General features: G+C 67.7%; 28 protein-coding genes. 13 read left to right on the top strand and 15 right to left on the bottom strand.

The genetic code is table 11. From position 1 onward, the window contains the following. Positions 1-11: 11 nt before the first annotated feature. Both DVK03_RS05320 and DVK03_RS05325 read right to left on the bottom strand, forming a co-directional pair. On the bottom strand, positions 12-494 hold the full coding sequence (locus DVK03_RS05320; protein ID WP_004064007.1) for an NUDIX hydrolase: 483 nt from the start codon (positions 492-494) through the stop codon (positions 12-14). Between the two features lie 128 nt (positions 495-622). Further along, the gene (locus tag DVK03_RS05325) at positions 623-1,579 is read right to left on the bottom strand and encodes a transcription initiation factor IIB family protein (protein WP_004043889.1); all 957 of its coding nucleotides are present in this window, start codon (positions 1,577-1,579) and stop codon (positions 623-625) included. Positions 1,580-1,840: 261 nt separating this feature from the next. Here DVK03_RS05325 and gatC point away from each other — a divergent pair, with 261 nt between their 5' ends. The 4 genes from gatC to DVK03_RS05345 all read left to right on the top strand — a co-directional run bounded on the left by gatC (position 1,841) and on the right by DVK03_RS05345 (position 5,843). Then, positions 1,841-2,119 (top strand): Asp-tRNA(Asn)/Glu-tRNA(Gln) amidotransferase subunit GatC, encoded by a 279-nt coding sequence (gene gatC, locus DVK03_RS05330; RefSeq protein WP_115802722.1) that lies wholly within the window; start codon positions 1,841-1,843, stop codon positions 2,117-2,119. After that, on the top strand, positions 2,120-3,391 hold the full coding sequence (gene gatA / locus DVK03_RS05335) for an Asp-tRNA(Asn)/Glu-tRNA(Gln) amidotransferase subunit GatA (protein ID WP_115802397.1): 1,272 nt from the start codon (positions 2,120-2,122) through the stop codon (positions 3,389-3,391). It abuts the gene before it with no gap. Positions 3,392-3,501: 110 nt separating this feature from the next. Further along, a complete protein-coding gene (locus DVK03_RS05340) occupies positions 3,502-4,182 on the top strand; it encodes a TrkA family potassium uptake protein (RefSeq protein ID WP_008611756.1) in 681 nt (226 codons plus the stop codon). Continuing rightward, entirely contained in the window at positions 4,182-5,843 is a 1,662-nt protein-coding gene (locus DVK03_RS05345) for a TrkH family potassium uptake protein (RefSeq protein ID WP_115802398.1), read from the top strand. Before DVK03_RS05340 ends, DVK03_RS05345 begins: the two co-directional genes overlap by 1 nt. A 27-nt stretch (positions 5,844-5,870) precedes the next feature. Here the strand turns inward: DVK03_RS05345 and DVK03_RS05350 are convergent, their stop codons facing one another. The 3 genes from DVK03_RS05350 to DVK03_RS05360 form a co-directional block, all read right to left on the bottom strand. Beyond that, positions 5,871-7,475: a TrkH family potassium uptake protein gene (locus DVK03_RS05350; RefSeq protein WP_049896113.1), complete on the bottom strand. Its 1,605-nt coding sequence runs from the start codon at positions 7,473-7,475 to the stop codon at positions 5,871-5,873. 132 nt (positions 7,476-7,607) lie between these two features. Then, positions 7,608-8,945 (bottom strand): Trk system potassium transporter TrkA, encoded by a 1,338-nt coding sequence (gene trkA, locus DVK03_RS05355; RefSeq protein ID WP_115802399.1) that lies wholly within the window; start codon positions 8,943-8,945, stop codon positions 7,608-7,610. Between the two features lie 85 nt (positions 8,946-9,030). Then, positions 9,031-9,573, bottom strand: coding sequence for a type II toxin-antitoxin system RatA family toxin (locus tag DVK03_RS05360; protein WP_008609897.1), 543 nt, complete (start codon positions 9,571-9,573; stop codon positions 9,031-9,033). 118 nt (positions 9,574-9,691) lie between these two features. Between DVK03_RS05360 and DVK03_RS05365 the strand changes: the two genes are divergently transcribed. The 3 genes from DVK03_RS05365 to coaBC all read left to right on the top strand — a co-directional run bounded on the left by DVK03_RS05365 (position 9,692) and on the right by coaBC (position 12,766). Further along, entirely contained in the window at positions 9,692-10,651 is a 960-nt protein-coding gene (locus tag DVK03_RS05365) for a hypothetical protein (RefSeq protein WP_008609896.1), read from the top strand. 80 nt (positions 10,652-10,731) lie between these two features. Continuing rightward, positions 10,732-11,511: an FAD-dependent oxidoreductase gene (locus DVK03_RS05370; protein WP_115802400.1), complete on the top strand. Its 780-nt coding sequence runs from the start codon at positions 10,732-10,734 to the stop codon at positions 11,509-11,511. A gap of 94 nt (positions 11,512-11,605) precedes the next feature. Next, a complete protein-coding gene (gene coaBC / locus DVK03_RS05375; protein WP_115802401.1) occupies positions 11,606-12,766 on the top strand; it encodes a bifunctional phosphopantothenoylcysteine decarboxylase/phosphopantothenate--cysteine ligase CoaBC in 1,161 nt (386 codons plus the stop codon). Between the two features lie 15 nt (positions 12,767-12,781). Here the strand turns inward: coaBC and mnhG are convergent, their stop codons facing one another. From mnhG to mbhE, 7 genes are read right to left on the bottom strand one after another with little or no spacing between them, the layout of a single operon-like run. After that, the gene (mnhG, locus tag DVK03_RS05380; RefSeq protein WP_004063989.1) at positions 12,782-13,201 is read right to left on the bottom strand and encodes a monovalent cation/H(+) antiporter subunit G; all 420 of its coding nucleotides are present in this window, start codon (positions 13,199-13,201) and stop codon (positions 12,782-12,784) included. Then, positions 13,198-13,491 (bottom strand): monovalent cation/H+ antiporter complex subunit F, encoded by a 294-nt coding sequence (locus DVK03_RS05385; protein ID WP_004063987.1) that lies wholly within the window; start codon positions 13,489-13,491, stop codon positions 13,198-13,200. The genes mnhG and DVK03_RS05385 overlap by 4 nt, the downstream gene beginning before the upstream one ends. Further along, positions 13,484-14,086, bottom strand: coding sequence for a Na+/H+ antiporter subunit E (locus DVK03_RS05390; RefSeq protein WP_115802402.1), 603 nt, complete (start codon positions 14,084-14,086; stop codon positions 13,484-13,486). Before DVK03_RS05390 ends, DVK03_RS05385 begins: the two co-directional genes overlap by 8 nt. Beyond that, positions 14,086-15,783 (bottom strand): Na+/H+ antiporter subunit D, encoded by a 1,698-nt coding sequence (locus tag DVK03_RS05395; RefSeq protein WP_004063983.1) that lies wholly within the window; start codon positions 15,781-15,783, stop codon positions 14,086-14,088. Before DVK03_RS05395 ends, DVK03_RS05390 begins: the two co-directional genes overlap by 1 nt. Continuing rightward, the gene (locus DVK03_RS05400) at positions 15,780-16,121 is read right to left on the bottom strand and encodes a sodium:proton antiporter (protein WP_004043872.1); all 342 of its coding nucleotides are present in this window, start codon (positions 16,119-16,121) and stop codon (positions 15,780-15,782) included. The genes DVK03_RS05395 and DVK03_RS05400 overlap by 4 nt, the downstream gene beginning before the upstream one ends. Next, complete coding sequence (locus DVK03_RS05405; RefSeq protein ID WP_004043870.1) at positions 16,118-16,591, bottom strand: MnhB domain-containing protein; 474 nt, start codon at positions 16,589-16,591, stop codon at positions 16,118-16,120. The genes DVK03_RS05400 and DVK03_RS05405 overlap by 4 nt, the downstream gene beginning before the upstream one ends. Beyond that, positions 16,588-18,993 carry a hydrogen gas-evolving membrane-bound hydrogenase subunit E gene (gene mbhE / locus DVK03_RS05410; RefSeq protein WP_115802403.1) on the bottom strand — a complete coding sequence of 802 codons (2,406 nt, stop codon included), beginning with the start codon at positions 18,991-18,993 and terminating at the stop codon, positions 16,588-16,590. Before mbhE ends, DVK03_RS05405 begins: the two co-directional genes overlap by 4 nt. A gap of 477 nt (positions 18,994-19,470) precedes the next feature. Between mbhE and DVK03_RS05420 the strand changes: the two genes are divergently transcribed. From DVK03_RS05420 to DVK03_RS05440, 5 genes are all read left to right on the top strand, one after another. Beyond that, positions 19,471-19,809 carry a winged helix-turn-helix domain-containing protein gene (locus DVK03_RS05420; RefSeq protein ID WP_006600481.1) on the top strand — a complete coding sequence of 113 codons (339 nt, stop codon included), beginning with the start codon at positions 19,471-19,473 and terminating at the stop codon, positions 19,807-19,809. 254 nt (positions 19,810-20,063) lie between these two features. Next, positions 20,064-20,465, top strand: a complete 402-nt coding sequence (locus DVK03_RS05425) for a hypothetical protein (protein ID WP_004043867.1) — start codon at positions 20,064-20,066, stop codon at positions 20,463-20,465. A gap of 158 nt (positions 20,466-20,623) precedes the next feature. Then, positions 20,624-21,190: a hypoxanthine/guanine phosphoribosyltransferase gene (hpt, locus tag DVK03_RS05430; RefSeq protein WP_004043866.1), complete on the top strand. Its 567-nt coding sequence runs from the start codon at positions 20,624-20,626 to the stop codon at positions 21,188-21,190. A gap of 100 nt (positions 21,191-21,290) precedes the next feature. Further along, positions 21,291-21,965 carry a type 1 glutamine amidotransferase domain-containing protein gene (locus DVK03_RS05435; RefSeq protein WP_004063973.1) on the top strand — a complete coding sequence of 225 codons (675 nt, stop codon included), beginning with the start codon at positions 21,291-21,293 and terminating at the stop codon, positions 21,963-21,965. Between the two features lie 81 nt (positions 21,966-22,046). Continuing rightward, positions 22,047-22,892 (top strand): HNH endonuclease, encoded by an 846-nt coding sequence (locus DVK03_RS05440; protein ID WP_004063971.1) that lies wholly within the window; start codon positions 22,047-22,049, stop codon positions 22,890-22,892. Between the two features lie 9 nt (positions 22,893-22,901). Here the strand turns inward: DVK03_RS05440 and DVK03_RS05445 are convergent, their stop codons facing one another. Continuing rightward, the gene (locus DVK03_RS05445; RefSeq protein ID WP_004043863.1) at positions 22,902-23,201 is read right to left on the bottom strand and encodes a transcriptional regulator; all 300 of its coding nucleotides are present in this window, start codon (positions 23,199-23,201) and stop codon (positions 22,902-22,904) included. A 114-nt stretch (positions 23,202-23,315) separates the two neighbouring features. Between DVK03_RS05445 and DVK03_RS05450 the strand changes: the two genes are divergently transcribed. Then, positions 23,316-24,284: a sugar phosphate nucleotidyltransferase gene (locus tag DVK03_RS05450; protein ID WP_115802404.1), complete on the top strand. Its 969-nt coding sequence runs from the start codon at positions 23,316-23,318 to the stop codon at positions 24,282-24,284. Between the two features lie 40 nt (positions 24,285-24,324). Here the strand turns inward: DVK03_RS05450 and DVK03_RS05455 are convergent, their stop codons facing one another. Together DVK03_RS05455 and DVK03_RS05460 are read right to left on the bottom strand one after the other, a co-directional pair. Continuing rightward, positions 24,325-25,047, bottom strand: coding sequence for a diphthine--ammonia ligase (locus DVK03_RS05455; protein WP_115802405.1), 723 nt, complete (start codon positions 25,045-25,047; stop codon positions 24,325-24,327). A 74-nt stretch (positions 25,048-25,121) separates the two neighbouring features. Further along, positions 25,122-26,075, bottom strand: coding sequence for a phosphoadenosine phosphosulfate reductase family protein (locus DVK03_RS05460; RefSeq protein WP_115802406.1), 954 nt, complete (start codon positions 26,073-26,075; stop codon positions 25,122-25,124). Between the last annotated feature and the right edge of the window lie 57 nt (positions 26,076-26,132).

Consider the following 26,132-nt stretch of genomic DNA (forward strand, 5'->3'; position numbering starts at 1 on the left):
CGGAGTCCCCGCTATCTCTCTCGCTCGTCGGCGCGCACGACCTCGATAGCCTCCAGCGCGAACTGCACCGTGTCGGGGTCGATATCGCTCTCGCGGAGGTCGGACTCGTCGTACCACGCCCAGACCTCGGGGTCTGCCTCGCCCGGCGCGGGGTCGATGTCGCGGGCGTCCACCCGGGCGTAGAAGACGTGGTCGATGTGCTGGTGGCCGACCGAGCCGTCGCCGTGGACGTTGATGTCGTAGAGCATCTGCTGACGGGGCTGCGGGAGCGCCCGGCCGGCGGGCGCGGGGACCGACGGCGTGTCGTCGACGAGTTCCGGGTCGAGCCCCGTCTCCTCGCGGACCTCGCGCAGGCCGGCCTCGTGAGGGAGTTCGTCGCGGTCGACGTGCCCGCCCGGCGGGATGCGGATGCCGAGGCGCTCGTGTCGGTGGAGCGCCACCGCGCCGTCGTTGACGATGTACACGGTCGAGGTGAAATGTCGCGTCGTCTCCATGGCTGTGGCTCCGGAGCGAGCGGCATGGCTGTTGCGGAACGAAGCGGGACGGAACGAGACAAGACGGAACGGAACGGAACGGAACCGCGGAACCGAGCGGGACGAAACGGACGAACGGACCGGCCGAGTTAGGGCAGTTGGACCTGCTCTTCGGCTTCGAGGAGTTCGTGGTAGCGGTTGCGGATGGTGACCTCGGAGATGTTGGCGACCTCGGAGACCTCGTTTTGCGTCACCTTCTCGTTGGTGAGAAGCGAGGCCGCGTAGACGGCGGCGGCGGCGAGGCCGACCGGCGACTTGCCCGAGTGGACACCCTGTTCTTTGGCGTTCTTCAAGAGCTGTCGGGCGCGCCGCTCGGACTCGTCGGAGAGGCCGAGGTCGCTGGCGAACCGCGGGACGTACTGCTCGGGGTCGGCGGGCTTGATTTCGAGCGAGAGTTCGCGGACGACGTAGCGGTAGGTGCGGGCGATTTCGTCCTTCTCGACGCGCGAGACGCTCGTAATCTCGTCGAGCGAGCGCGGGGTGCCGGCCATCCGTGCGGCGGCGTACAGCGCCGACGTGGCGACGCCCTCGATGGAGCGACCGGGCAGCAGGTCGTCGTCGAGCGCGCGGCGATAGATGACCGAGGCGGTCTCGCGGACGTTATCCGGAAGGCCGAGCGCCGAGGCCATGCGGTCGATTTCGCCGAGCGCCTGCTTGAGGTTGCGCTCCTTGGAGTCGCGGGTGCGGAATCGCTCGTTCCACGTGCGAAGCCGTTGCATCTTCTCGCGCTGGCGGGACGACAGCGAGCGCCCGTAGGCGTCTTTGTTCTGCCAACCGATGTTGGTCGACAGCCCCTTGTCGTGCATCATGTTCGTCGTGGGCGCGCCGACGCGGGATTTCTCGTCTTTCTCCGAGGAGTTGAACGCGCGCCACTCGGGGCCGTGGTCGATCTCGTCTTCCTCGACGACGAGCCCACAGTCGTCGCAGACCGTCTCACCGTGTTCGGTGTCGGAGACGAGGCTCTCCGAGCCGCATTCGGGGCACGTGGGCGTCTGCTCCCGCTCGGTGTCGGTCTGCTCGGTATCTTTCGTATTCTCATTGCGCACGCGCGCGTTGCCGGTCGTGAAACGTCGGACACTTTCTGTCATTGTGTGCGAGAGAAGCAACTGGGAACGGTCGTTCTCCGTCTATTCGTATTGACCCTCGTTACTTATATCTGACGGCGACAGGAGGACGGAATGGCCCGGGTCCGTACGGTCGGCCCCGGCCGCCTCGCCGGTGGTCTCGCCCCGGCTGACTCGCGCCGGGGACCGGACGAAACGACCCACACCGAAACTCTTACTCCCGGTCTCCGTTTCCTCCGATACATGAGCGATACGCCCGTCGACGCCGACGAGGTTCGACACGTCGCCGAGTTGGCGCGGGTCGACCTCGACGAGGACGAGGTCAAGGAGTTCGCGGCGCAGTTCGCGGACATCCTCGGCTACTTCGACGCCCTCGACGAGGTCCCCGAAGTCGACCGCGAGGACGAACTGGTGAACGTGATGCGCCCCGACGAGGTCCGCGACGGCCTCACCCAAGAGGAGGCGCTGTCGAACGCCGCAGAGACCGAAGACGGCTTCTTCAAGGGCCCGCGGGTGTCGTAGATGTCGCTGAACGCCTTCATCACGAAAGAGACGCTCGACGGCTCCGACGACGGCCCGCTCGCGGGCAAGTCCGTCGCCGTCAAGGACAACATCTCCACGGAGGGCCTGCGGACGACCTGCGGCTCCGCGATGCTCGAAGACTACGTCCCGCCGTACGACGCGACCGTCGTCGAACTCCTGAAGGACGCCGGCGCGACCATCGTCGGCAAGGCCAACATGGACGAGTTCGGCATGGGGACGACGACCGAGACCTCGGCGTTCGGCCCGACCAAGAACCCCGTCGACGAGTCCCGCGTCCCCGGTGGCTCCTCCGGTGGCTCCGCGGCCGCCGTCGCCGCCGGCGAGGCCGACCTCGCGCTCGGCACCGACACGGGCGGCTCCATCCGCTGTCCCGCCGCGTTCTGCGGCGTCGTCGGTATCAAGCCCACCTACGGCCTCGTCTCGCGCTACGGCCTCGTCGCCTACGCGAACTCCCTCGAACAGATCGGCCCAATCGCGCCGACCGTCGAGGACGCCGCCGCGCTCCTCGACGTCATCGCCGGCCCCGACGACCGAGACGGCACGACCCGCGACGCCGGTGCCGACTCGAACTACGCCGCGGCCGCCGACGGCGACGTCGACGGCCTCACCATCGGCGTCCCGACCGAGTTCGTCGAGGGCGCGGACGAGGGCGTCGAGGAGGCGTTTTGGGCCGCGCTCGACGAACTCGAAGCCCAGGGCGCTGAGTACCGCGAGGTCAGCATGCCCTCGGTCGAGAAGGCCGTCGCCGCCTACTACGTCATCGCCATGTCCGAGGCGTCGTCGAACCTCGCTCGCTTCGACGGCGTCCGCTACGGCAAGTCCGGCGGCTACGACGGCAACTGGAACGAGGCGTTCGCCCGCGCCCGCGAGGACGGCTTCGGCTCCGAGGTCAAACGCCGCATCCTCCTCGGTACGTACGCCCTCTCGGCGGGCTACCACGACAAGTACTACGCGAAGGCCCAGGACGCCCGCGCGTGGGTCAAACAGGACTTCGACGAGGCGTTCGAGGACGTCGACGTGGTCGCGTCGCCGACGATGCCCGTCCCGCCGTTCGAACTCGGCGAGAGCCTCGACGACCCGCTCCAGATGTACCTCGCAGACGCGAACACCGTGCCGGTGAACCTCGCGAACCTCCCCGCCATCTCGGTTCCGGCGGGCGAGACCGACGGCCTCCCGGTCGGCCTCCAACTCATCGGCCCCAAGTTCGGCGAGGAGACCATCGTCCGCGCCGCGTCCGCGGTCGAGAACTGAGTCGGCCGCGCGGCTCTCGTTCCGTTCTCACGCGGTCTCTCGCGTTCGAGGGAGCGACGGAACGCCATGCCGATAGTTTTTCCACCGCCCCACGCCCACGCCGGAACGTCATGTACATCATCGTCGTCGGCGCGGGCAACATCGGCACGCCGCTCATCGAAATCGCCACCGAGGGCGGCAACGAGGTCGTCGTCGTCGAGCGCGACGAGGCGAAGGCCGAGGCGGCCGCCGCGACGTTCGACTGTCTCGTCCTCAACGACGACGCCACGGTCAAACAGACGCTCGACGAGGCCGGCGCGGACCGCGCCGACGCCATCATCACGACGACCGACAAGGACGCGACAAACATCATGGTCTGTCTGTTGGCGAAGGAACTCGACATCCCCGACATCGTCTCGGTCGTCCACAACCCCGAGCACATGAGCCTCTACCGCCAAATCGGCGTCAACACGATGGAGAACCCCCAGCGGCTCATCGCGGAGTACCTCTACCGCGCGGTCAAGCGCCCCTCTATCGTCGACTACATGCGCATCGGTGAGCACGCCGAGGTGTTCGAAATCCGCGTCGACGAGGACGCGCCGATAACCGGGATGACGATTCAGGAGGCGGCACAGGAGGACCTCCTCGACGGCGACACGCTCATCGTCGCCGTCGAGCGCGAGGGCGACGACGACCCCGTGACGCCCCGCGGGAACACCGCCATCGGCGCGGGCGATCTCCTGACGGTCTACTCCGCGAAGGGCGCGACGCCCGAGGTGACTGACGTGTTCGGCCACTACGAGGACCACTGATGCCCCGTCGCGGACGAACCGTCTCGGGGTGGCCCGCCGACCTCGCGGTCATCGGCCGCGACGTGGGGTCGCTCCTCGCCATGGAGTCGGCCCTGATGACCGCCTCGGTCCTCGTCGCGGTCGGCTTCCGCGAGTGGTACGCCGCGCTCGCGTTCCTCGCCGCCGGGGGCGCGACGGCGTTCGTCGGGCTGGGCGCGCGAAAGGCGTTCGCGGACGCCCCCGCCCCCCGGATGAAACACGGGATGATAATCGCCGCCGCGGGCTGGTTCGCCACGGCCGCCTTCGGGTCGCTTCCCTTCTTCCTCACGGCGCAGTTCGCCCCGCAGGGCGTCTTCACGGCGCTCGTGCCCGCCGGCGTCGACTACGCCCAGTCGAGTCTCGTCTACTTCCGCGACCCGTTGCACGCCCTGTTCGAGAGCATGAGCGGCTGGACCGGAAGCGGGCTGACGATGGGCATCCACGAGCCGTCGCTTCCCCGGACGATTCAGTGGTGGCGCTCGCTCATCCAGTGGGTCGGCGGCGTGGGCGTCATCGTCCTCACCGTCTCCATCCTCTCGCGGCCCGGCAGCGGGAGCTACGCCCTGTACCGCGGCGAGGCCAGAGAGGAGAAGATTCACCCGAGCGTCGTCTCGACGGTCCGGACGGTCTGGAAGATTTTCGTCGGCTACACGCTCCTGTCGGTGGTCGTCCTCTTCGTCGCCATCCGCGCCAGCGACTACGGGGCGACGCTCCCGCTGTGGGAGGTCGCGTGGCAGGCGCTCAATCACGCGATGACGGGGCTTTCGACCGGCGGATTCGCCGTCACCGACGGCTCCATCGGCACGTACGACTCGCCGCTCATCGAGACGGTGTTGCTCCCCATCATGGCGCTGGGCGCAATCGCCTTCCCCGTCCACTACGCCATTCTGAAACACCGCGACATCGACCGCCTCTGGGGCGACCTCCAGACGCGCTGGCTCCTCGTTCTCTTCGCGGTCGGCGCGGTCGCGCTCGCCGTCCAGAACCTCGTCAGCCTCCCGGCGACCGCGGGCTCGGCGTTCGTCGAGACCGCGGACTACTTCGGACTCGCCGGCGTCGTCGGCGGGCCGGAGTCGGACGCCGTCCGCGACGCCGCGTTCCACTGGGTGAGCGCGCTCACCTGCACCGGCTTTCAGGCCGCACCGCTCGGCGCGTGGTCAGACGGCGGGAAGATTCTCCTGTCGGGGGCGATGACCCTCGGCGGGGCCGCCGGGTCGACCGTCGGCGGCATCAAAATCATCCGCGGCTACACCATCTCCCGCGGCATCCGCTGGCAGTTCTCCCGCGTCTTCCTCCCCGAGAGCGCGGTCGTCAACATCGAGATGAACGGCCGCCGCCTCTCGCGGACCGAGATGGACCGCGAGTTCTCCGAGGCGGCCATCGTCTCGATGCTCTGGCTGTTGCTCCTCGTCGGGTCGAGCGTCCTCCTCGTGAACCTCGCCGGACCGGAGTTCACCTACGCCGACGCGCTGTTCGAAGTCGCGTCCGCACAGGGCAACGTCGGTATCTCGACGGGCATCACCGGTCCCTCGATGAACCCGTGGGCCGAGACGATGTTCCTCTTTAACATGTGGGTCGGCCGCCTCGAAATCATCCCGGTGTTGGTGTTCGCCCGGTCGGCACTCTACGGGCTGAACCCCTGAGCAAAAGCGGACGCGGTTTTTTCGGCGTTACCGACGCCAGTACTCCGGCGTGAAGATGACTAACACGGGCAGAATCTCCAGTCGGCCCACCCACATGAGAAGCACCATGTACAGCTTCGAGCCGTTGGAGAAGTCGAGATAGCTCCCCATCGGGCCGACGACGCCGAATCCCGGCCCGACGTTCCCGAGGGTCGCGGCGACGGCGCTCATGGTTTCGAGGATGCTCACGTCGAAGCCGATGCGCGCGGCGTCGAGGTGGAGCAGGCCGGTCGAGACGAAAAACAACACGAGATACAGGAGCGTGAAGGCGTAGATGCCGCGGATGGCCCGCTCGTCGACCGCGCGGCCGGCGAGCCTGACGGGGCGGACCGCCTCGGGGTGAGCCGTCGTGAACAGCTCTCGGCGGAGCGATTTCACGATGACGTACCAGCGGACGATTTTCACCGCGCCGCCGGTCGACCCCCCGGAGCCGCCGATGAACATCGCGAACAGCAGGACGTACTGCGCCGGCGCGCTCCACGCGTTGAAGTCGATGCTGGCGTAGCCGGTCGTCGTGACGATGGAGACGACCTGAAACACCGACTGGCGAACCGCGGGTTCGACGTTGCCGATGATGGCCGTGCGGATGCCTTCGAGGTAGAGTTGGTCGTACGTCTCGCCCGCGGGCGCGACGGACATCAGCCCGTCACCGAGGAACAGGATTCCCGCGAGGATGGCCGAGACGACGCCGATGACGCCGAGGTAGGACTTGAACTCGGTGTCGCGGAACAGCCGCTTCGGGTCGCCCGTGAGGACGTGCCAAAACAGCGCGAAGTTGGTCCCGGCGGCGACCATGAAGGGGATAACGACCCACTGCGCGGCCGCCGAAAACGCCTCGATGCTGCGGGCCTCAGGCGAGAATCCGCCGGTCGGCATCGTCGTCAGCCCGTGGGCGATGGCGTTGTACACGCCCATGTTCGGGGCGTGGCCGGTGACGTTGAGCCCGTAGAGGAGGACGATTTCGAGGACGGTGAGACCGAGGTACGCGCCCCAGAGCGCGCGGGCCGTCTCGGCGATGCGCGGCGTGAGCTTCTCGATGCCGGGGCCGGGCGCTTCGGCGTCCATCAGCTGTGCGCCGCCGACGGAGAGTTCGGGAAGGATGGCCACCGCGAGGACGACGATACCCATCCCGCCGAGCCACTGGGTGAGCTGTCGCCACATCATGATGCCGCGGGTGTGCGAGTCGAACGAGATGTCGCCGAGCACCGTCGCCCCGGTCGTGGTGAAGCCGCTCATCGTCTCGAACAGCGCGTTCACCGGGTTGCCGAGGGTCGATTCGGGGTGGATGGGCGACGCGACGAAGGGGATGCCGTGGGCCTCGATGAGAAACGGTATCGCGCCGACTATCGTGACCGCTAGCCACGTCAGCGCGACCATCAGAAAGCCCTCTCGGGCCCCGATGTCGGGGTCGTCGGCGAGCCGTTCGAGCCCCGTGCCGACGAGGACCGTGACGGCCATCGTGACGACGAACGGGAGCACCGACTCGCCGTAGTACAGCGCGACCACGAGCGGGAAACAAAGAGGGACCGCGAGATACTTCAGGACGGTCCCCACGAGACGCAGGCTGGCTCTGTAATCGACCCGCAATTTCATCCGTGGACTAACGTACCGAGCGCCGGGTTCTTCCGTGTTCGGGTTCGCAGTCGGGGGCGCGACACCGTGACGCGGTGGGGATTCGGCGCACCCGTGGGTCGGCGGCGACGGGGGTGGCGGCGACGGGCGGGATTACAGATTGGGTGTCACGTCGTCGATGACGCAGCTATCGACGAAGACGACGACGTGGTCGCCGGGTTCGATGACGGTGTCGCCGCGGGGGGTGATGAACTCGCGGCGGCGGGTTATCGCGCCGATGACGACGCCTTCGGGGAGCGTCGCCACCGACTCCCGAATCGGCTTGCCCGCGAGGACGCTCTCGGCGTCCACCTCGATTTCGAGTACTTCGGCCTTGTCAGACTCGATGAGCGCGACGTTCTCCGCGCCGCCCTCGCGGGTAAAGCGGGTTATCTCCTCTGCGACGACCTCGCGGGGGCTGACGCCCACGTCGACGCCGACGGCCTCGAACAGGTCCACGTACGGCGTCGTGTCGATGACGGCGACGGTGCGCTCGACGCCGAGGCGGGCGGCGAGAAGCGACACGAGCAGGTTCTTCTCGTCGGAGTCGAGCGCCGAGACGAGCAGGTCGGCGTCGCCGATGTACTCGCGTTCGAGGAAGTCCACGTCGGTCGCGTCGCTCTCCATGACGATGGTTCCGGGGAGCATCTCCGCGAGTTCGCGGGCGCGCTCCGCGTCGTGCTCGATGAGCCTGGGCTTGAAGCCGCGCTCTTCGAGCAGGCGGGCGACGTGGTAGCCGATTTCGCTCCCGCCGACGATGACGACCTCCTCGGCGGTTCCCGGCGGTTCGTCGGGCGAGACGGAGCTTGCGAAGCCCTGGACGCTCTTGGGGCTGCCGATGACGACGACGCGGTCGCCGGGGCCGATGACGGAGTCGCCGCGGGGGATGGTGACCTCGCCGTCGCGGAGGATGGCCGCGAACGTCAGCGAGTCGAAGCGGTCGGCCTCGCTCACGGTCTGGTTGGCGACGGGGCTCTCCTCGTCGACTTCGAACTCGGCCATCTGGACCTGCCCGCCCGCGAAGGGGTCCACGTCGCGCGCGGCGGGGAGGCCGACGACGCGGACGATGGACTCCGCGGCGAGCAGGTTCGTACAGACCATGAAGTCGATGCCGAACGCCTTCTCGGAGCGCTGCCACGTCCGGAGGTACTCCGTGTTCTTGACCCGGGCGATTGTGAACGCGTTCGAGATGGCCTTGGCGGTCGCGCAGGCGACGATGTTCGTCTCGTCGTCGTCGGTCGAGGCGATGACCATGTCGGCGCACTCCACGTCGGCCTCTTCGAGCGTGTCCACCGAGGTTCCGTCGCCGTGGAGCGCCAGCACGTCGAGCGAGTAGTTCAGTTCGTCGACGCGCTCGGGGTCGCAGTCGATGACGACGACCTCGTGGGTCTCGTCGAGGTCGGCCGCGATGGACGACCCGACCTGTCCGGCACCGATGATTATCACGCGCACCAGAGACCAGCCCCTGTCATACCCCTGTGTTGGACCGCGGGCGCGTATGTGCATTTCCCTTCTCGAATCCCCGGGGCACCGACGCTCACGACCCCGGTTTCGAGTGTATCGTCAGTTCCACGCGCCGCGGTCGCCCCTCGATGTCCGCGACGATGCGCTCGACGATTCGCTCCGCCTCCTTCTGGAGCACCGGCCGGAGCTTGTCGATGACCCACCCGAGCGAGACGAACCGCGGGAGGTCGACGTCGCCCGCGGAGACGCTGTCGGGGTCGTACTCGACCTCGAAGAAGACGCGGCAGGCGGTGTCGGCGTCCGGCGGGGCCTCGCCCCCGTCGGGCAGGTCGTCGAGTTCCTCGACTCGCCAGCGGCCGACGGCGTGTACGTCCTTGGTGATGGTCCAGTCGATTCGCGTCGGCGGGGTGACGTCGGTCACCTTCGACTCGGCGGTGTAGGTGAGCTTCCACCACGAAAAGTACAGGGCGTACCGCGTGCCCGGCGACCCGTCGCCCGACTGCCGAACGTCCCGCAGGTGCTTCGAGTAGTCGGCGTACCGCGGGAAGTCGACGAGGAACTCGTATATCTCCTCGGGCGGCAGGTAGACGACGGTGCTGACGGCTATCTCGTCCACGAGCGTCGAATGGAGTCGGCGGGACCAAAGCCTTGTGGGCCGTGTCGCTCGCTCGCGCGGCGCGGACGCCCTCGCAATCGCAACCTATAATCGGTCGGTGTCTCGACATACAGCCGAGATGGTGGGGGGGACGCTTCGGGACATCAGAGCCGAGATTCGGTCTCTGGCGTGTTCCGACGGCGACTACGCAGTTGTGTGCGGCCGCACGGGTTCGCCGCCCGGAGCCGCCGCAGGACAGCGGTTTCCGGGCCGGCGCGCCGCCGGCGAGGCCGCGGAACTGACGCGGGACTACCGGGCGGCGCTCCGGCGCTACGACCCGAACAGCCCGTACGACGACCCGCTCGTGTACGAGGTGGCCGAGGGACCGCCGCGGGCCGCCGAGGAGTCGGCGGACGAGTACGCCCGATACAGCGCGTTCTGCCACGACACCGCGGGCGCGCTGTTCGAGGGGCTGTCGGAACTCGGCTATCGGGAGGCCGAGACCGCCGCGATGGAGACGTACCTCACGCTGGCCGAGGTCGTCGACGACCGCGACGACTTCTGTCTCACGCTGGTGTGGAGCCTGATGAGCGAACTGGACGTTCGCCTCTCGGCCGACGAGCAGCGGGCGGTCGTCGAGACGGCGGCCGGGCTGTTCTGTCCGACCCCGACGCCGAACCCCGTGGACGCGGCGCTTCGACACCTCGAAGCCGTCGGCTTCGTCGAGGGCTACTCGGTGCGGCCGATACCCGACGCCGAGGCGGCTGGAACTGCCGGTGCCGACGCCCGAACCGACGCACGGACCGACGGCGACGACAGCTCCCGGACGTGGGAGCTCACCTTCGGGGACTACGCGCTCGCGGAGCGGACCGGCCGGATTCCGACGCTACCGCTCGCCGTGGCTCTCGTCCGGCGGACGCCGGAGCGAACCGTGCGCTTTCTCGACGGCGAGGCGCTGTCTGACGGGCGCTGGCGGCTCCGGCTCCGAATGTCACCGAAGAACGGAGCGGGGCACGCACCCGGCTCGGCGGGCCTCGTCAGCGTCGAGGCAATCGAGAACCGCTGGCTCAACGACCCGAGCGCGTCGCTGGGTCGGTAGCCCGAACCGCCTCCGGGCGGAAATCGGCAGCGTTCAGCGACATCCGTACGGTTTTACTCGCCGCTGAGCTATCGCACGACATGAGTCAGACGACTCCACGAGACGCGCTCGTCGTCGGCGGCGGCGTCGCCGGCCTCACCGCCGCGACGTTCCTCGCGCGCGCCGACCTCGACACCCTCGTCGTCAACGACGGCGAGCCAATCGTTCGCCGGAACGCCCACCTCGAAAACGTCCCCGGCTTCCCGGCGGGCGTCAACAGTCGGCTGTTTACCGACCTCCTCTCCGAGCAGGCCGACCGTAACGGCGCGGGCCGACTGACCGGCCGCGTGACCGACCTCGACGTGCTCGGTGACGACGAGGACCCGCTGTTCCGGGCGACCGTCGAGACCGACGACGGCGAAGAGACCGTCGAGGCGTCCCGGGTCGTCGCGGCCTCGTGGTCCGACGCCTCGTACCTCGAAGACACGGGCGTCGACCTCCGGGCCGCCGGGTCGAAAACCTACGTCGGCGTGGACGACCTCGGCCGGACCGACGTCCCCGGCATCTACGCCGCGGGTCGGCTGACCGAGATTTACCATCAGGCGGTCGTCGCCGCCGGCGACGCCGCGGAGACGGCCATCACGCTGGTCCACGACTCGGGGACGGCGTTCTACAACGACTGGGTCGCGCCGACCGGCTACTTCACCGACCGCGGCCGCGAGGTGCCGCCGGCCTGCGAGGAGATAGACGCCGACGAGCGCGCCCGCCGCGAGCGCGAGTCCCGCGAGGTCATGCGCGAGTTCTTCGCCGGGCCGCACGACGAGCCCCAGCGCACCCACCCGAGCCTCGTCGACGACGAACTCGGGCGACTCGACGAGTAACACCCACTCACGCCGCGGGCGGACCGCCCGTCGGTCCCGCGGTCGCCCGCGGACGCGAATCCTTTTAGCGGGTCGCGGGCGCAGAGACGAGTGAATGCTCGAAGGTGTGAACGTCGCGCTCGGGGTGACGGGGAGTATCGCGGCCGTGAAAGTCGTCGAGTTGGCGCACGAACTCCGCCGCCGGGGCGCGTCGGTCCGCGCGGTGATGACCGACGCCGCGACGGGAATCATCCACCCGTGGGCGGTCGAGTTCGCCACCGACGACGACGTGGTGACCGAGATTACCGGCCGCGTCGAACACGTCGACCTCTGCGGCCGCGACGGCTGGGCCGACGTGTTCCTCGTCGCGCCCGCGACGGCCAACACGGTCGGCAAGATAGCGGCCGCCATCGACGACTCTCCGGTGACGACCACCGCGACCACCGCCCTCGGGGCGGGCGTTCCGGTCGTCGTCGCGCCCGCGATGCACGAACCCATGTACGACCACCCCGGCGTCCTCGACGCCATCGAGCGGGTGCGGTCGTGGGGCGTCGAGTTCGTCGACCCGCGCATCGAGGAGGGGAAGGCGAAAATCGCCACCGAGGAGGCCATCGTCACCGGCGTGGCCAAAGCGACGACCGACCAGACGCTCGCCGGAACATCCGTCGTCGTCACCGCCGGCGCGACGACCGAGTCCATCGACCCAATCCGCACGCTCTCGAATCGCGCCTCCGGTCGCACGGGCCGCGCCGTCGCCCGCGCGCTCGCGGTTCGCGGCGCGGACGTGACGCTCGTCCACGACGGCGACGACGCGCACTACGCCGACGTGCTCGCCGTCGAGTCGGCCGCCGAGATGCTGGACGCCGTCGAGGCCGCGGTCGACGCCGACGCCGACGCGCTCGTCTCCGCGGCCGCCATCTCGGATTTCACCGTCGAGGCGGCCGACCAGAAGATTCGCTCCGGCGAGGCGCGCACGCTCGACCTCGAACCCGCGCCGAAGCTCATCGACACCGTCCGCGAGTCGCACCCGGACCTCCCCATCGTCGGCTTCAAGGCCGAGACGACCGGCGACGACGAGGCGATGGCCGGCGAGGCCCGCCGCATCATGGACCGCGTCGGCCTCGCCTTCGTCGTCGCCAACGACGCCTCCGTGATGGGCGACTCGGAGACCCGCGCGCTCGTCGTCCGTGCCGACGAGACGAGCGAGTACGTCGGGTCGAAAGACGGACTGGGCGCTCGCGTCGCTGCCGAACTGGCGACCGAGTTGGAAAAATAGGCCTTCGGCGGGTCGTCAGTCGTCGCCGCCTGCGGCGTCGGCGTCGGTGCCGTCCGCGCCGTCGGCGTCGGCCGACGCGACCTGCTTGGGCCACGTGACCCCGTCGAGGAACGGGACGCCCATGCGCTGGGCGGCCTGCGAAATCATGTGCGCGCCCGTCGGCGCGGTGAGGAACAGGAACAACACCGTGACGAGCGCCATCAGTCCGTCGCCGTGGGGCAGGTAGTACACCGTCGCGGCGAGCGCGATGGACGCCGCCCCCAGCGTGGTCGCCTTCGAGGTGGCGTGCATCCGGTTGTAGACGTTGGGGAACCGGAGCAGACCGATGGTCCCGACGACGAGGAAGAAACTCCCCACGAGCGTCAGGAGGATGACGAGCGCCGCGCGGACGGGACCGACCGTCGTCGCGGCAGCTGCGGTCTCTGCGGCGGTCATTCGATGATGTCCCCCTCCGTGACGTACCGAGCCACGGTAATCGTGCTGATGAAGCCGATGATGGCGAGCACGAGACTGACGCCGACGAAGTACCCCTGTTGGCTCCAGATGGCGTACAGCGCCGCGATGGCGACGACGTTCGTTCCGATGGTGTCGAGCGCGACGACGCGGTCGGGCACCGTCGGCCCGCGGATGACGCGGTAGCTCACGAGGAGCGTCAGCCCCGCGGCGAGCGCGAGGCCGGCGAAGAGCACGGAGTCCATCCACGCGAGGTACGCGGGCTCAGCCATGTTGCTCACCTCCCGTCGCGGCGGCGGGCGCGTCGCCGCCGTCCGCGGGGCCCCCCTCGACTTGCGGCGCGGGGTCGCCCGGTTTCAGTTCTTCGTCGAAGATGACGAGCGCGTAGTCCTCCCAGCGGCGGATGGGTTCGAGGATGCCGTCGGGGTCGCTCCCGTCGATGCTGTGCACGTACAGCGAGTTGGTTTCGTCGTCGTAGTCCATGGTCAGCGTCCCCGGAGTGAGGGTGATACTGTTCGCGATAGTCGTGATGGCGAGCGGCGTCCGCACGCGGAGCGGCACCTCGACCACGGCGGGGTCGATAGGCATCGACGGCGACAGCGTCCGCACCGCCACGTCGACGTTGGCCGTGAGGAGTTCCCAGAGGAACGTCGCGAGGTACAGCGCCGCGTAGGGCGCGACGCGGAGGCTCCGCGCGATGGGTGCTTCGTCCCCGTAGAACCGCCGGAAGAAGAAGGCGATGCCCATTCCGACGCCGAGGCCGATGATGAACTCCTCCAGCAGGCGCTGCGGCGTCAGTTCGACGCCGCGGACGAACAGCCAGAGGACGGCCATGACGAGCCCCGAAACCGGCCAGCGGCGGCTCATCAGTGGCCACCCCCGCCGGATTCGAAGCCGACGCCCGGACCGTGCAGCACGGCGTCGACGTAGCCGTTCGTGTCGACGGCGGCGCGGGCCGCGGCGTCCGCGGCACCGAACAGCGCCTCGAAGCCGATACCGAAGCCGATGGCGGCGACGGCGAGCGCGACGACGACGGTCACCTGCGTGGTGAGTTCGAGCCGTTTGAGGCCGTCGTCACCGCCGTCGGTCATCGCCACGTCGCCGGAGCCGACCGACCAGCGCTCGGGGAGCGCGGCGTCGACGAGGTCGCTCGGGCGACCCCAGAACACCGCGTTCCACGCGCGGGTGTAGTAGGCGATAGTCAGAATTGCGCCGGCGAGCGCGACGGCGAGCGCGAGTCCCGCGCCGGCCCCGCCCGCGGCGAACGACTCCGCGGCCGCCTGGAAGACGAGATACTTCCCGAAGAAGCCCGACAGCGGCGGGACGCCGATGAGCGTCAGCGCGCCGAGCAGGAAGCCCGCCGCGAGCACCGGCGCCCTGTCGGCGAGGCCGCCGAGGTCGGACAGGCGGTCGCTGCCGACGACGTCTTTGAGCGTGCCGCTCGCGAGGAACAGCAGGCTCTTGGCGAGACCGTGGTTGAACGCGTAGACCAGCGCGGCGGTCACGCCGAGCACGCGAACCGCCTCGGACGGCGCGGTGGCGGCCACCGCCAGCGGGAGGACGATAAAGCCCACCTGACTGATGGAGGAGTACGCGAGGATGCCGTCCACGTCGTCGCGGCCGACCGCGCCGATGCCGCCGAGGACGATGCTGACCGCGGCCATGACGAACATGACCGGGCCGAAGAAGCCGAGGAACGACTCCCCGGTGATGCCGAGGAAGCCGATGTCGATAGACGCCGCGGCGAAGATGGTGAAGTAGAGCCGAACGATGGCGTAGACGCCGACCTTCTTCACGACGCCGGCGAGCATCGCGGTCACCGGCGACGGCGCGGCGCGGTAGGCCGCGGGAACCCAAAACTGGAAGGGCGCGAGGCCGGCCTTCAGAGCGAACACCGAAAACAGCACCGCCGACAGGCCGAGCGTCGGCAGGAGTTCGATGTCGTAGGCGGCGGGTTCGGCCAGTCGCCGGGCGATATCGGCCATGTTGAGCGTCCCGGTCGTGCTGTATAGACCGCCGATGGCGACGAGCATCACCGCGCTCCCGATGAGGTTGAGCACGACGTAGTTGAGCGCCGCGCGGGTGTGCTCGCGACCGGAGTAAAACAGCACGAGGATGTAGCTCGACATGAGCATCACCTCGAACCAGACGAACAGGTTGAAGATGTCGCCGGTGAGGAACGAGCCGGTGACGCCGACCACCATGAAGTGGAACAGCGTGTGGTAGCTGAGGCGCTGGCCGAACGAGCCGACCGACGCGACGGAGTAGCCGAGCGTCAGGAGCGACACGAAGCCGGTGAGCGCCAACAGGAACGCCGACAGGGCGTCGGCGACGAGCGTGATACCGAACGGCGCGGCCCAGTTCGACACCTGATAGACGAGCGTGGTCGACTCGCCGCCGAGCGGCAGGACCACGGCGTCGAACAGGGCGGCGACGGCGACGAGATAGGCGACGCCGCCGAGCAGGCTGACCGTCCGTTGGAGTATGTCGCTCGGGCGCGTGAGCAGCGTCAGAATCGCCGTCACGAGCGCCACGAGGAGCGGTGCGATGACGAGCGTGCTCATCTGCTCCCTCCGAGTTCGTACATATCGATTGTTCCGTGTTCCTCGTACACCCGGTAGGTCAACACGAGCGCGAGCGCGGTCGTCCCGAAGCCGATGACGATGGCGGTGAGGACGAGCGCCTGCACGATGGGGTCCGAGGGCGCGGGCCCGCTCGCGCCGTGGCCCGAGAGGATGGGCGCGAGGCCGTCGAATCCGCCCATGGTGACGAGGTAGACGTTGGCCGATTGGCTGATGATGCTGATACCCCAGACGACGCGAACCACGTCGCGTCGGAGCACGAGGTACGTGCCGATGCTGAACAGGACGCCGAGCGTGGCGGCGAGGAAGAACTGGGTCATTCGTTACCGACCTCCGCGACGATGGTGAGCAGGCCGCCGACGACGGCGAAGAAGACGCCGAGGTCGAAGGCGAACGCGCTCGCGACCTCGAGCTCGCCGTAGAGGGGCAGGTGCTCCAAGAAGAGCACGCCCTGCGTCAGGAACGGCGCGCCGAACGCGAGCGGGGCGAGGCTGGACCCCACGGCGATTGCGAGGCCGAGGGAGGCCATCCAGCGGTAGGTCTCGACGAGTCGGTGTTGCTCCGAGCCGTCGGGTTTGATGGCGAGCACCTCGCGCTGGATGAACTCCAGCCCGAAGATGATGTAGACGAGCGCGAAGGCGGCGGCCGCGAGGACGGCCCCGATGAAGCCGCCGCCGGGGAGGTTGTGCCCGCGGAACAGCAGCGCGATGGCCGTCACCAGGATGATGGGGACGACGATGCGCGCGACGGTCCGCGAGATGACGGTCGTCCGGCCGGACGAGCCGTTCATTGGGTCTCACCCCGCGTTCGCATGCGAATCAGCGTCAGGATGGCGAGCGACGCCATCACGACGACCGAAATCTCGCCCATGGTGTCGATGCCACGGAAGTCGACGAGGATGACGTTGACGATGTTCGAGCCGCCGCCGTAGTCCGCGAAGAACGGCCCGTGTTCCGCCGGAACGCCCGCCCGTGCCACGAAGAACTCCTGTAAGAGCGGGTCGGGCGAGGCGTCCGTCGACAGCAGCACGGTGAGGAACACCGTGCCGCCGACGGCCAGCGACAGCAGACCGTCGCGGACGGAGACGAGTCGGTCCGGCGCGTCGCCGTAGAACGCCGGCAGGCGGTCCAAGACGAGCAGGAAGATGACCAACACGAGCGTCTCGACGACCAGTTGGGTCAACGCGAGGTCGGGCGCGTCCGCGAGGATGTAGAAGATGGCGACCATGAAGCCGACGATAGACAGCGTCAGGACGCCCGCCACGTGCGACGGCGCGACGTCGACCGCGAAGGCGGCGACGAGCGCGACGAGGAGCACGAGGACGATGGGAATCGAGACGCTGAGTGTACTGAATCCGGGCATGGAGACGCCGGCGGCCGCGTAGCCGCCGAGCGCGAGCGCGACGAAGCCGAAGAGGCCCCACGTCGCGTAGGTGCGCAGGAGGCCGGTCTGAATCTTCGGCGTGACGGCGACGCTCGTCGTGGTCAGCCCCTCGACGAAGTTGTCGTACCACCAGTTCGCGCGGACGGGGCCGCGCAGGGCCGCGTTGATGGCGTCGTGGATGCGGTCGTAGAACGGGAAGGCGGCCGCACCGACGACGATGGTGATGAGACTCATAATCACGTACGGGGTGAGTTCGGTCGGGAAGTGGACCGAAAAGGAGTGGGCCTCGCCGGGCACGACGCTGCCGTATACGTCGCCGATGAGCCCCTCGATAAAGAGGTTCGGCTGGGCCGAGATGGCGAGGACGAGCGCGCCGAGAATCGCCGGCGGGACGAGCATCGCCGCGGGCGGGCGGTGGACGTGACCCAGGCCGTCGGGTTCGTCGCCGAAGAACAGCGAGGCGAACTTGATGGAGTAGAGGAACGTGAAGACGCTCCCGAACACCGCGACGACGGGGAAGACCCACGCGACGCCGCCCATGTGTTCGGCGGCGTAGTACGTCGACTCGAACAGCAGTTCCTTCGAGTAGAAGCCGTTGAACGGCGGGAAGCCGGCCATCGACAGCGACGCGACGACCGCGATGACGGCCGTCACGGGCAGGTGTTTTCGGAGCCCGCCGAGGCGGTCGATGTTCCGGGTTCCGGCCTCGTGGGCGATGATGCCCGCGACCATGAACAGCGCGGCCTTGAAGCTCGCGTGGTTCAGGATGTGGAACGCGCCGGCCTCCGCGCCGTAGCTGTTGGCGAAGCCGAAGGCGGCGATGATGAGGCCGAGGTGCGAGGCCGTCGAGTACGCGAGCAGTTCCTTGATGTCGGTCGCGCTCACCGCGAGCATGGCCGCGACGGTCATCGTCAACAGGCCGAGCACGGCGAAGATGAGCGTCCATTCACCGAGCACCGCCGCGTCCTCGGGGAGGAAAAGCGGGCGGAATCGGCCGACGAGGTAGACGCCGGCTTTGACCATCGTCGCGGAGTGGAGGAACGCCGAGACCGGCGTCGGTGCCTCCATCGCGTTGGGAAGCCAGACGTGGAACGGGACCTGCGCGGACTTCGTCGCCGCGCCGAGGCCGACGAGGACGAGCACGGGGACGAGCAGGCCGGAGGCCGTCAGGACCTCGCGAATCGCGTCCGCGTGTTCGACCAAAACCGGGATGCTGTACGTCGTTCCCTCGATGGCTCCCGTCTGGCCGGACGCCCAGACGAGAAGCAGGAAGCCGACCAGCATGAACAGGCCGCCGGAGACGGTGATGAGCATCGACTTCCGGGCGGCGTACTGGGAGGCCTTCTCCCCGGTGTAGTGGCCGATGAGGATGAACGACGAGAGGCTCGTCAGCTCCCAGAAGACGAACAGGGCGACGAGGTCGCCCGCGAGGGCGACGCCGAGCATCGAGCCCATGAACGCCAACAGGGTCGCGTAGTATTTCGCCTGGCCCGGTTCGCCGTGCATGTATCCTCCGGAGTACGTGAGGATGAGCACGCCGACGCCGCTGGCGAGGAAGGCGATGAGAAGCGCCAACCCGTCGACGTGAAACGCCAGCGAGATTCCGAGCGAGGGAATCCATTCGAGCGGCACGGTTCCGTGCGCCCCCGCGAGATACAGGTCCGTCACGAGGCCGAGCGTGACCAACGCGACGGCGGCCGCGAAGTACGCCGTGCGCTCACCGAAGAGCCGGTAGACTACCGGGGTGAACGCCGCGGCGAGAAACGGCAAGAAGACGACCGCGAGGACGACTTCCGGTGTGGGTTGCACGGGGGAAATTGCGGGGACCGCCGACTTAGGTGTTGTCAAACCCGTTGGCTGTTCGGCGTCGAAATCTGACGGTCGGTCGATTTCTTCTACGTTTTTCTGATTTTCATGATTTTCTTTGGAGGGCGAAATTTATATCCTCAGCCGACCATACTACGTCTCAGAGTACATTCGTCCGTTCGAGAATATTTGTCGCGCCGGCGGGATTCGTCCGCGCGCGACTCGGCCGGCGCTGTACTCACGCGTCGCGGCGGTCCTCTCACCGACGGCCGCGCGCGACCCCACCGCGTCGTTCGCGAGGGAGGCGGTCCCGTTGTCAACCGTCTTCGTCCGCACGCGAGGTGTTACGTAAGCAGTATCGTTTGTCATAGTCGCGGAGTCCCCGGTTCGGCCCTCTCTCACCCGCCTGTTCGCACCGAAGGCGGTCACGGTCGCAGGGGCGCAACTACTTTGTACGCTCATTCGGAGGCTTTCATCAGGATGGACGGACGTGTGTCGAGCGACGAACTCCTCGATATACTCGGAGACACCGAGTCCCGGGCGCTGCTCGTGGCGCTCCGCCGCGACTCTCGCACCGCGAAGGAACTCGGTGAGACGCTCGACCTCTCGCTTCCGACCGTGTACCGACGGCTCGACCGGCTGTGCGAGTGCGGCCTCGTCACCTCGACGACCGAGGTTCGCGACGACGGGACCCACTGCCGCCGCTACGAGTGCGACTTCGACGAGACGGTCGTCTCCCTTTCGGACGAGGGGTTCCGGACCGAATCCCGCTCGACACCCCCGGTATCGGGCGATCAAGTCGAGTCAGAGAACAACTGACGACGCGGGGTCGAATCAATCATGGTTCCTCACTATATCCGGTGTCGCGTCGGAACACGCTCGACGTAGGTGGCCGAAAACAGCCATCATACCCCGCGTAGCGCGCTGTTTTTCAACGAGCGAAATTCCACCTCCACATTTATAGCAACAACTGACTATCTGAGATTCATGATACGTCCAGGCGCGCGCTCCGGGCAGGGAGACGCGCGGCGTCAGGGCAAGGGGGGAAACGAATGATAATCGACCCGTCACGGATGGCATCCGTCAACGGACCGGGACCCGATAGCGAGGTCGCGATGGAGGCGCTCCGGGGGACTGCGAAGGGGGCAGTCTCGCTGGTCGCCGTCTACGGTGCGACGGCGTTCGACCTGTTCCACGTCGGCGAGACCGTCCGTGAGGACTTTCGGAGTCGCGACGAGCTCGTGGCGCACCTGAGTTCGCTCGCCGAGGAGACTCGGCGCGAGTTCATGGAACGCGGGCTGTTTTCCGGGCTGAGCCCGGTGCAAAACAGCGTCGAGTACCGCTTCGAGGAACGCGACGGCTACGGCGTGTTACAGGTCTACTGCGGCGGCCGCGGGATGTTGCTTTTCGTCGACCCCGACGAGAGCGTCGAGCCGCTGGTGAAGACCGCGTCACAGCTTCTCGGCGGGATGTAACCGCCCTCGGAGCCTCGCGCTCCGAGTCGCGAACACGGTCGTGAGCGGTTGCGCTCGACTGCGTTCGACCGCGAGACGCGATACCGTACGGCGTGGGTCGGCGTGTCCGAGAGCCTCCGAACCGCCACATTTTATGCCCGACCGGCGGAACGAGCGCCATGGACCAGTTGCGGCAGTCCCTTCTCGACGCGCCGATCATCGAAAAAGGAGATTACGAGTACTTCGTCCACCCCATCAGCGACGGTGTTCCGATGCTGGAACCGGGGCTCCTCCGCGAAATCGTCATCAAAATCATCCGCAAGGCGAACCTCGAAAACGTCGACAAAATCGTCACGCCGGCGGCGATGGGCATCCACATCTCGACGGCCGTCTCGCTGATGACGGACATCCCGCTCGTCGTCATCCGCAAGCGCGAGTACGGCCTCGACGGCGAGGTGTCGCTCCACCAGCAGACGGGCTACTCCGAGGGCGACATGTTCATCAACGACGTCAACGAGGGCGACCGCGTGCTCGTACTCGACGACGTGCTGTCGACCGGCGGCACGATGAAGGCCGTCCTCGACGCGCTCGACCACATCGGCGCGGACGTCGTCGACACCGTCGCCATCATCAAGAAGGCCGGCCCGAACGAACTCGACGACTCGGACCACCACGTCAAGACGCTCATCAACGTGACCGTCGAAGACGGCGAGGTCGTCATCGTCGACGAGCACGGCGACGACTGACCCGACACCGACACGGCCGCGGCGTCAGAGCCGCGTCACTTTCGCCCGCGGATTTCCGCCTCCGCGGGGCCTTTTTGTGCCCGGGCCGTACTCGGGAGCGATGACATCGGCGCTTTTCATCGTCAGCGAAGACGGCTACTGGGGAGAGGAATGCATCGAGCCGCTTACGACTCTGACCGACGCCGGCGTGGACGTAACCGTTGCGACGCCGACGGGCGGCGTCCCGGTCGTCGACGAGCGCTCTGTCGACCCCGAGGAGGTCGGCGAGGAACTCGCAGAGCGCGTCGTCGAGGTCCACGAGAACGACGAGCGACTCCAGAACCCGAAGCCGATTGCACAGGTCGACGCCGACGAGTACGACGCCGTGGTGTTCCCCGGCGGTCACGGGACCGCGTGGGACGTCAATCAGGACCGACACGCCCGACAGGCGCTCTTGCAGGCGGTCGCCGGCGACGACTCGAAGGCGCTCGTCGTCTGCCACGCGGTCGGCATCCTCGGATTCACCCGCGAGGCCGACGGCTCGTTCCTCGTCGAGGGGCGCGAGGTCACCGGCTTCCCCAACGAGTGGGAAGAGGGTATCGTCGACGACGACGACCTGATGCCCGACGGCCGGAAGCTCCCGTACTGGGTCGAAGACGAGGTGAAGGCCGCCGGCGGCGTCTGGGACGCCGAACTCGACAGCGACACCAGCGTCACCGTGGACGGCGACCTCATCACCGCGCGCGGCCCCGGTTCGTCGGCCGCGGCGGCCCAGACGCTGTTGGACGAACTGTAAGCCGCGGACGAGTCGGTCCCACCCGGGGACACCGCCCGCCGCAGGAGAACGTTTTTTCGTCGGTCGGTCGTCGAAACTGCTGTGGAACTCGCAGCGCTCTCGCTCGAACCCGGCGAACGGTTGAGCGGGTCAGAACTCAGCTCCCGGTTCGACCGCGGCATGACGGGGCGAGGCATCGAAATCTGTTACGACGACGACGACCAACGGTATCTCCGTCTCTTTTCGAGCGACACCGGGCCGTACGGTGACGACGTGACCGGCGGCGAGTTCACGTACGTCGGAGAAGGACGGACCGGTGACCAGACGCTCACCGGCGGGAACAAGTTTCTGGCGCGGGCGAAACGCCACCCGTTACCGATATTCTTCTTCCACCGCGAGTCGGGAGAGGCCGACTGGGAGTATCAGGGCCAAGTCGAGGTCGTCGATTACGCGTGCGGACCGTTCGAAGGCGACGGCAGGGACGTCTATCGATTCGTGCTCCGCCGCCGTCACGAAACGCGGGAGCGAGTCGACGACGAGGAAGCCGCCGCAGACCTCGCGCCCGCGGAACGCACCGAGACGACGCGGAGCCGAATCATTCGGAACACGACACTTGCGGCCGAGTTGAAAGCGCGGTACTCCCACACGTGCCAAGTCTGTGGGGAGCGTCGTCGCCGGGGGGTTCACGACGGGTACGCCGAGGCGCACCATCTCAAACCGCTCGGGCGGCCCCACGATGGCCCGGACGTCAAGGCGAACCTGCTCGTTCTCTGCCCCGACCACCACGCGGACTTCGACTACGGAATGATAGCCGTCGACCCCGAGACGTACACCATCGCCCACGCCTACGAACGCGAGTTAGACGGGGCTTCGCTTTCTGTCCGCGAGGACCACGACCTCGATGCCGCGTTTCTCGACTACCACAACCGAACCATCGCGTCGTTTTAACCGCGCTCGCTACTCGATTTTGAACACGGCTTCTTCGATGCCCTCGCTTCGGCACTCCGGACACCGCGAGGGGTAGTTCACGGGGTCGTCGAAGGCGGTGAAGCCGCAGTGTTTGCACTCCGGCGGCGCGACGAGGAACTGTTCGCCGTCCTCTCCGTGGACCGTTCGGGCGACGTGCTGGAGGTGGCCGTACACCGACGACACCGAGACGCCGACGCTCGCCGAGAGTTCGGAGGCTGTCGCGGGGTCGTCGCGGAGGGCGTCGGCGATGCGCTGGCGGGCCGTCGTGTCGGACTCCCGGGCTGTCATATCGCTCGATTGGGAGTCGAAGGGAAAATCCCTTGCGCCGCCGGCGGCCGAGAAATGTCAGCAAGATAGAGAGGATGCAAAAAGGCCTTGTCCACGTGGCTGGACGTGGGGTGTATGAAGGCAGTCGTCCTTGCCGGTGGGTACGCGACGCGTCTGTGGCCGATTACCAAACACCGACCCAAGATGTTCTTACCCGTCGGTGACCAGACGGTCATCGACACCATCTTCGAAGACCTGGAAGCCGACGACCGGGTCTCGGAGGTGTTCGTGAGCACGAACGAGCGTTTCGCCGGCGCGTTCGAGGAGTACATCGACGAGTCGCCGTTCGACAAGCCGACGCTGTCGGTCGAAGACACGAGCGAGGAAGACGAGAAGTTCGGCGTCGTCGGCGCGCTCGCCCAACTCATCGACCGCGAGGAGGTCGACGAGGACCTCGTCGTCATCGCGGGCGACAACCTCATCAGCTTCGACGTGGGCGACTTCGTGGACTTCTTCTACGAGAAAAACGAGCCGTGTCTCGCCGCCTACGACGTGGGTGACAAAGAGCGCGCGAAGGCGTACGGCCTCGTCGAACTCGACGGCGACCGCGTCATCAACTTCCAGGAGAAGCCCGAGGACCCCAAGAGCACGCTCGTCTCCATCGCCTGCTACGCCATCCCGGCGGACGACCTGCCCAAGTTCGACGAGTATCTCTCCGGCGACAACAACCCCGACGAGCCCGGCTGGTTCATGCAGTGGCTCCAACAGACGGGCGACCTGTTCGCCTACACGTTCGACGAGGCGTGGTTCGACATCGGAACGCCCCAGAGCTACCTCGACGCCGTGGCGTGGTATCTCGACGGCGAGAACTTCGTCCACGAGTCGGCGACGCTCACGAACACCGAGGTCGGCACCAACGTCCACGTCATGGCCGACGCGGTGGTCGAAGACTCCGTCCTCGAAGAGTCCGTGGTGTTCCCCGGCGCGGTCATCCGAAAGGCGGAGCTCAAGAACTCCATCGTCGACGAGGAGACGCACATCGAGAGCCTCGACCTCTCGAACGCCCTCATCGGGGCGCACTCGCGGTTGACGAACGGGCAGTAACGCGGTCCGCGGGCCGAACCCGCAACCCGGCCGCGAGTTCTTATCCTGATTCTTCCCCGAGGAACGCGTCGGTGATGCGGAGGCGGCCGTGGGTCCCCTCCCACTCCGTCTCGTACTCCAGTTCGATGGGGCGGTCCATGTGCGGCCCGTCGGTGACGAGCGTCTCGAACTCGCCGCCTTCGCCGAGGATGTGGACGCCGTACTGGTCGTTGAGCGCCTCCAGTTCGTCGAGCGCGTCGGCGTCGAGCGTCCGGCCGAGCCACGACTCGTCGAGGCCGTGAGCCGCGACCTGGATGATGGTGATTTCGAAGCCCGCCGCCAGCATCGCGTTACCCAGTTCGCGGGGGTTTTCCTGCCACAGCGGGGCGAACAGGTCGATGTCGAGGCGGTCGCACATCGCCTGAATCCGGTCGGTCTGGAACTCGCTTTCGATGGCTCCGGCGGTGACGCCCGCGAGGTCCATCTCGGCTTGGAGGTCCGACAGCGCCGCTTCGAGGGGTTCGAGTTCGGCGTCGCCCTGCGCGCCGGAGTCGGCGGCGGCGGTCGCTTCGAGGTCGCCGGGATGGACCTCGACGAGTTCGATGCCGGTGCTCTCGGCGGCGAGCGCGGCGAGGTCGGTCGCCGGCACGTGGTACATGTACGAGTCGTCGCTCGGGTGGACGGTCAGGAGGCGGGTGACGTTCAACCCCTCTTCGAGCGCGCGGTAGAGCGCCCACGAGGAGTCCTTGCCGCCGGAAAAGAGACTGACCCACTCGGATGTCATGGAGGCGATAGCGCGTTGGAGGAGTTAGGCGCTACGGTGTGCACGCCGCGGACTCGTTTCGATAGCCCTCCGGACTACATATAGCCCAAATCGCGGAGCCGACCCATCAGGTCCTCTTTGTCCTGCGCGCGCCCCTCGCGTTCCGCGCTCGCGCCGAGGTCCTGCGCCCACGCGGGGCGGTCGTCGGACTTCGCGGACCCGGATTCGGTACCGAGCGAGCGGTAGCCCTCGAAGTACTTCGGCGAGACGGGCAGGTCCGCGGGTTCGACGCCGTCGGGCAGGTCGTCGATGGACGCGGGGACGTGGCCCGCGGGATAGCCCTCGACCGAGTCGGGGACGATGTACTCCCAGAACGCCGCCCACACGTCGGTCTCCTCGAACTGGAGGATGGGGTGAACGCGGTCGTGCGGCGGGTACTTCTCGGAGTCGTGGCGGGGGCTGAAGAACGTCTCGTCGGCGCGGGACTCCTGTTCGTCCCAGCGGACGCCCGAGAAGACGCCGTCGAAGCCGCGGGCTTCGAGCGTGTCGTTGAGTGCGACGGTCTTCAAGAGGTGGTTGCCCTCGAAGCTGTCGGCGTCGAGGACGACGGTCTCGCTCTCGTGGCCGAGGCGGGCGAGTTCGCGGCGGGTATCGTCGCCGAGGTCCGCGAGGGGAATCTCGTCGCCGGGCGACGCGCCGAGGCGCGCGAACTCCTCGTTGCGGGCGACGACGAGGTCGAGGTCCCAGCGGTCGGCCCACTCGCGGACGAACGCCTCGGTCTCGTCGAAATGCTCGAAGTGGTCGATGAAGACGACGGGCGGCACGTCGACGCCCGTGTCGGCGGCGACCTCGCGGACGACGTAGAGGACGAGCGTGGAGTCCTTCCCGCCGGTCCACATGACGGCCGGGCGCTCGTACTGTTCGAAGGCGGTCGCGGCCACTGTCGCTGCCTTTTCGAGTTTGTCCGCCAGCGTCGGGTAGTCCGCGGCGGTCGCCTCGCGGCCGTCGTCGTAGTCGAGGTCGAGGTAGTCTGGGAACGTGTGAGCCATACAGCAAGACTCGGCCGCGGAGACTATCGCTGTTTCCGCTGTGGGACGGTCGCGGTC

The sequence above is a fragment of the Haloferax sp. Atlit-109R genome (assembly GCF_003665865.1).
Lineage (GTDB): Archaea > Halobacteriota > Halobacteria > Halobacteriales > Haloferacaceae > Haloferax > Haloferax volcanii.

Coding starts and splice junctions, on each gene's coding strand:
- DVK03_RS05320 (WP_004064007.1), bottom strand. CDS start 494: ATGGAGACGACGCGACATTTCACCTCGACCGTGTACATCGTCAACGAC.
- gatC (WP_115802722.1), top strand. CDS start 1,841: ATGAGCGATACGCCCGTCGACGCCGACGAGGTTCGACACGTCGCCGAG.
- gatA (WP_115802397.1), top strand. CDS start 2,120: ATGTCGCTGAACGCCTTCATCACGAAAGAGACGCTCGACGGCTCCGAC.
- DVK03_RS05340 (WP_008611756.1), top strand. CDS start 3,502: ATGTACATCATCGTCGTCGGCGCGGGCAACATCGGCACGCCGCTCATC.
- DVK03_RS05345 (WP_115802398.1), top strand. CDS start 4,182: ATGCCCCGTCGCGGACGAACCGTCTCGGGGTGGCCCGCCGACCTCGCG.
- DVK03_RS05350 (WP_049896113.1), bottom strand. CDS start 7,475: ATGAAATTGCGGGTCGATTACAGAGCCAGCCTGCGTCTCGTGGGGACC.
- DVK03_RS05365 (WP_008609896.1), top strand. CDS start 9,692: ATGGTGGGGGGGACGCTTCGGGACATCAGAGCCGAGATTCGGTCTCTG.
- DVK03_RS05370 (WP_115802400.1), top strand. CDS start 10,732: ATGAGTCAGACGACTCCACGAGACGCGCTCGTCGTCGGCGGCGGCGTC.
- coaBC (WP_115802401.1), top strand. CDS start 11,606: ATGCTCGAAGGTGTGAACGTCGCGCTCGGGGTGACGGGGAGTATCGCG.
- mnhG (WP_004063989.1), bottom strand. CDS start 13,201: ATGACCGCCGCAGAGACCGCAGCTGCCGCGACGACGGTCGGTCCCGTC.
- DVK03_RS05385 (WP_004063987.1), bottom strand. CDS start 13,491: ATGGCTGAGCCCGCGTACCTCGCGTGGATGGACTCCGTGCTCTTCGCC.
- DVK03_RS05390 (WP_115802402.1), bottom strand. CDS start 14,086: ATGAGCCGCCGCTGGCCGGTTTCGGGGCTCGTCATGGCCGTCCTCTGG.
- DVK03_RS05395 (WP_004063983.1), bottom strand. CDS start 15,783: ATGAGCACGCTCGTCATCGCACCGCTCCTCGTGGCGCTCGTGACGGCG.
- DVK03_RS05400 (WP_004043872.1), bottom strand. CDS start 16,121: ATGACCCAGTTCTTCCTCGCCGCCACGCTCGGCGTCCTGTTCAGCATC.
- DVK03_RS05405 (WP_004043870.1), bottom strand. CDS start 16,591: ATGAACGGCTCGTCCGGCCGGACGACCGTCATCTCGCGGACCGTCGCG.
- DVK03_RS05420 (WP_006600481.1), top strand. CDS start 19,471: ATGGACGGACGTGTGTCGAGCGACGAACTCCTCGATATACTCGGAGAC.
- DVK03_RS05425 (WP_004043867.1), top strand. CDS start 20,064: ATGGCATCCGTCAACGGACCGGGACCCGATAGCGAGGTCGCGATGGAG.
- hpt (WP_004043866.1), top strand. CDS start 20,624: ATGGACCAGTTGCGGCAGTCCCTTCTCGACGCGCCGATCATCGAAAAA.
- DVK03_RS05435 (WP_004063973.1), top strand. CDS start 21,291: ATGACATCGGCGCTTTTCATCGTCAGCGAAGACGGCTACTGGGGAGAG.
- DVK03_RS05445 (WP_004043863.1), bottom strand. CDS start 23,201: ATGACAGCCCGGGAGTCCGACACGACGGCCCGCCAGCGCATCGCCGAC.
- DVK03_RS05450 (WP_115802404.1), top strand. CDS start 23,316: ATGAAGGCAGTCGTCCTTGCCGGTGGGTACGCGACGCGTCTGTGGCCG.
- DVK03_RS05455 (WP_115802405.1), bottom strand. CDS start 25,047: ATGACATCCGAGTGGGTCAGTCTCTTTTCCGGCGGCAAGGACTCCTCG.
- DVK03_RS05460 (WP_115802406.1), bottom strand. CDS start 26,075: ATGGCTCACACGTTCCCAGACTACCTCGACCTCGACTACGACGACGGC.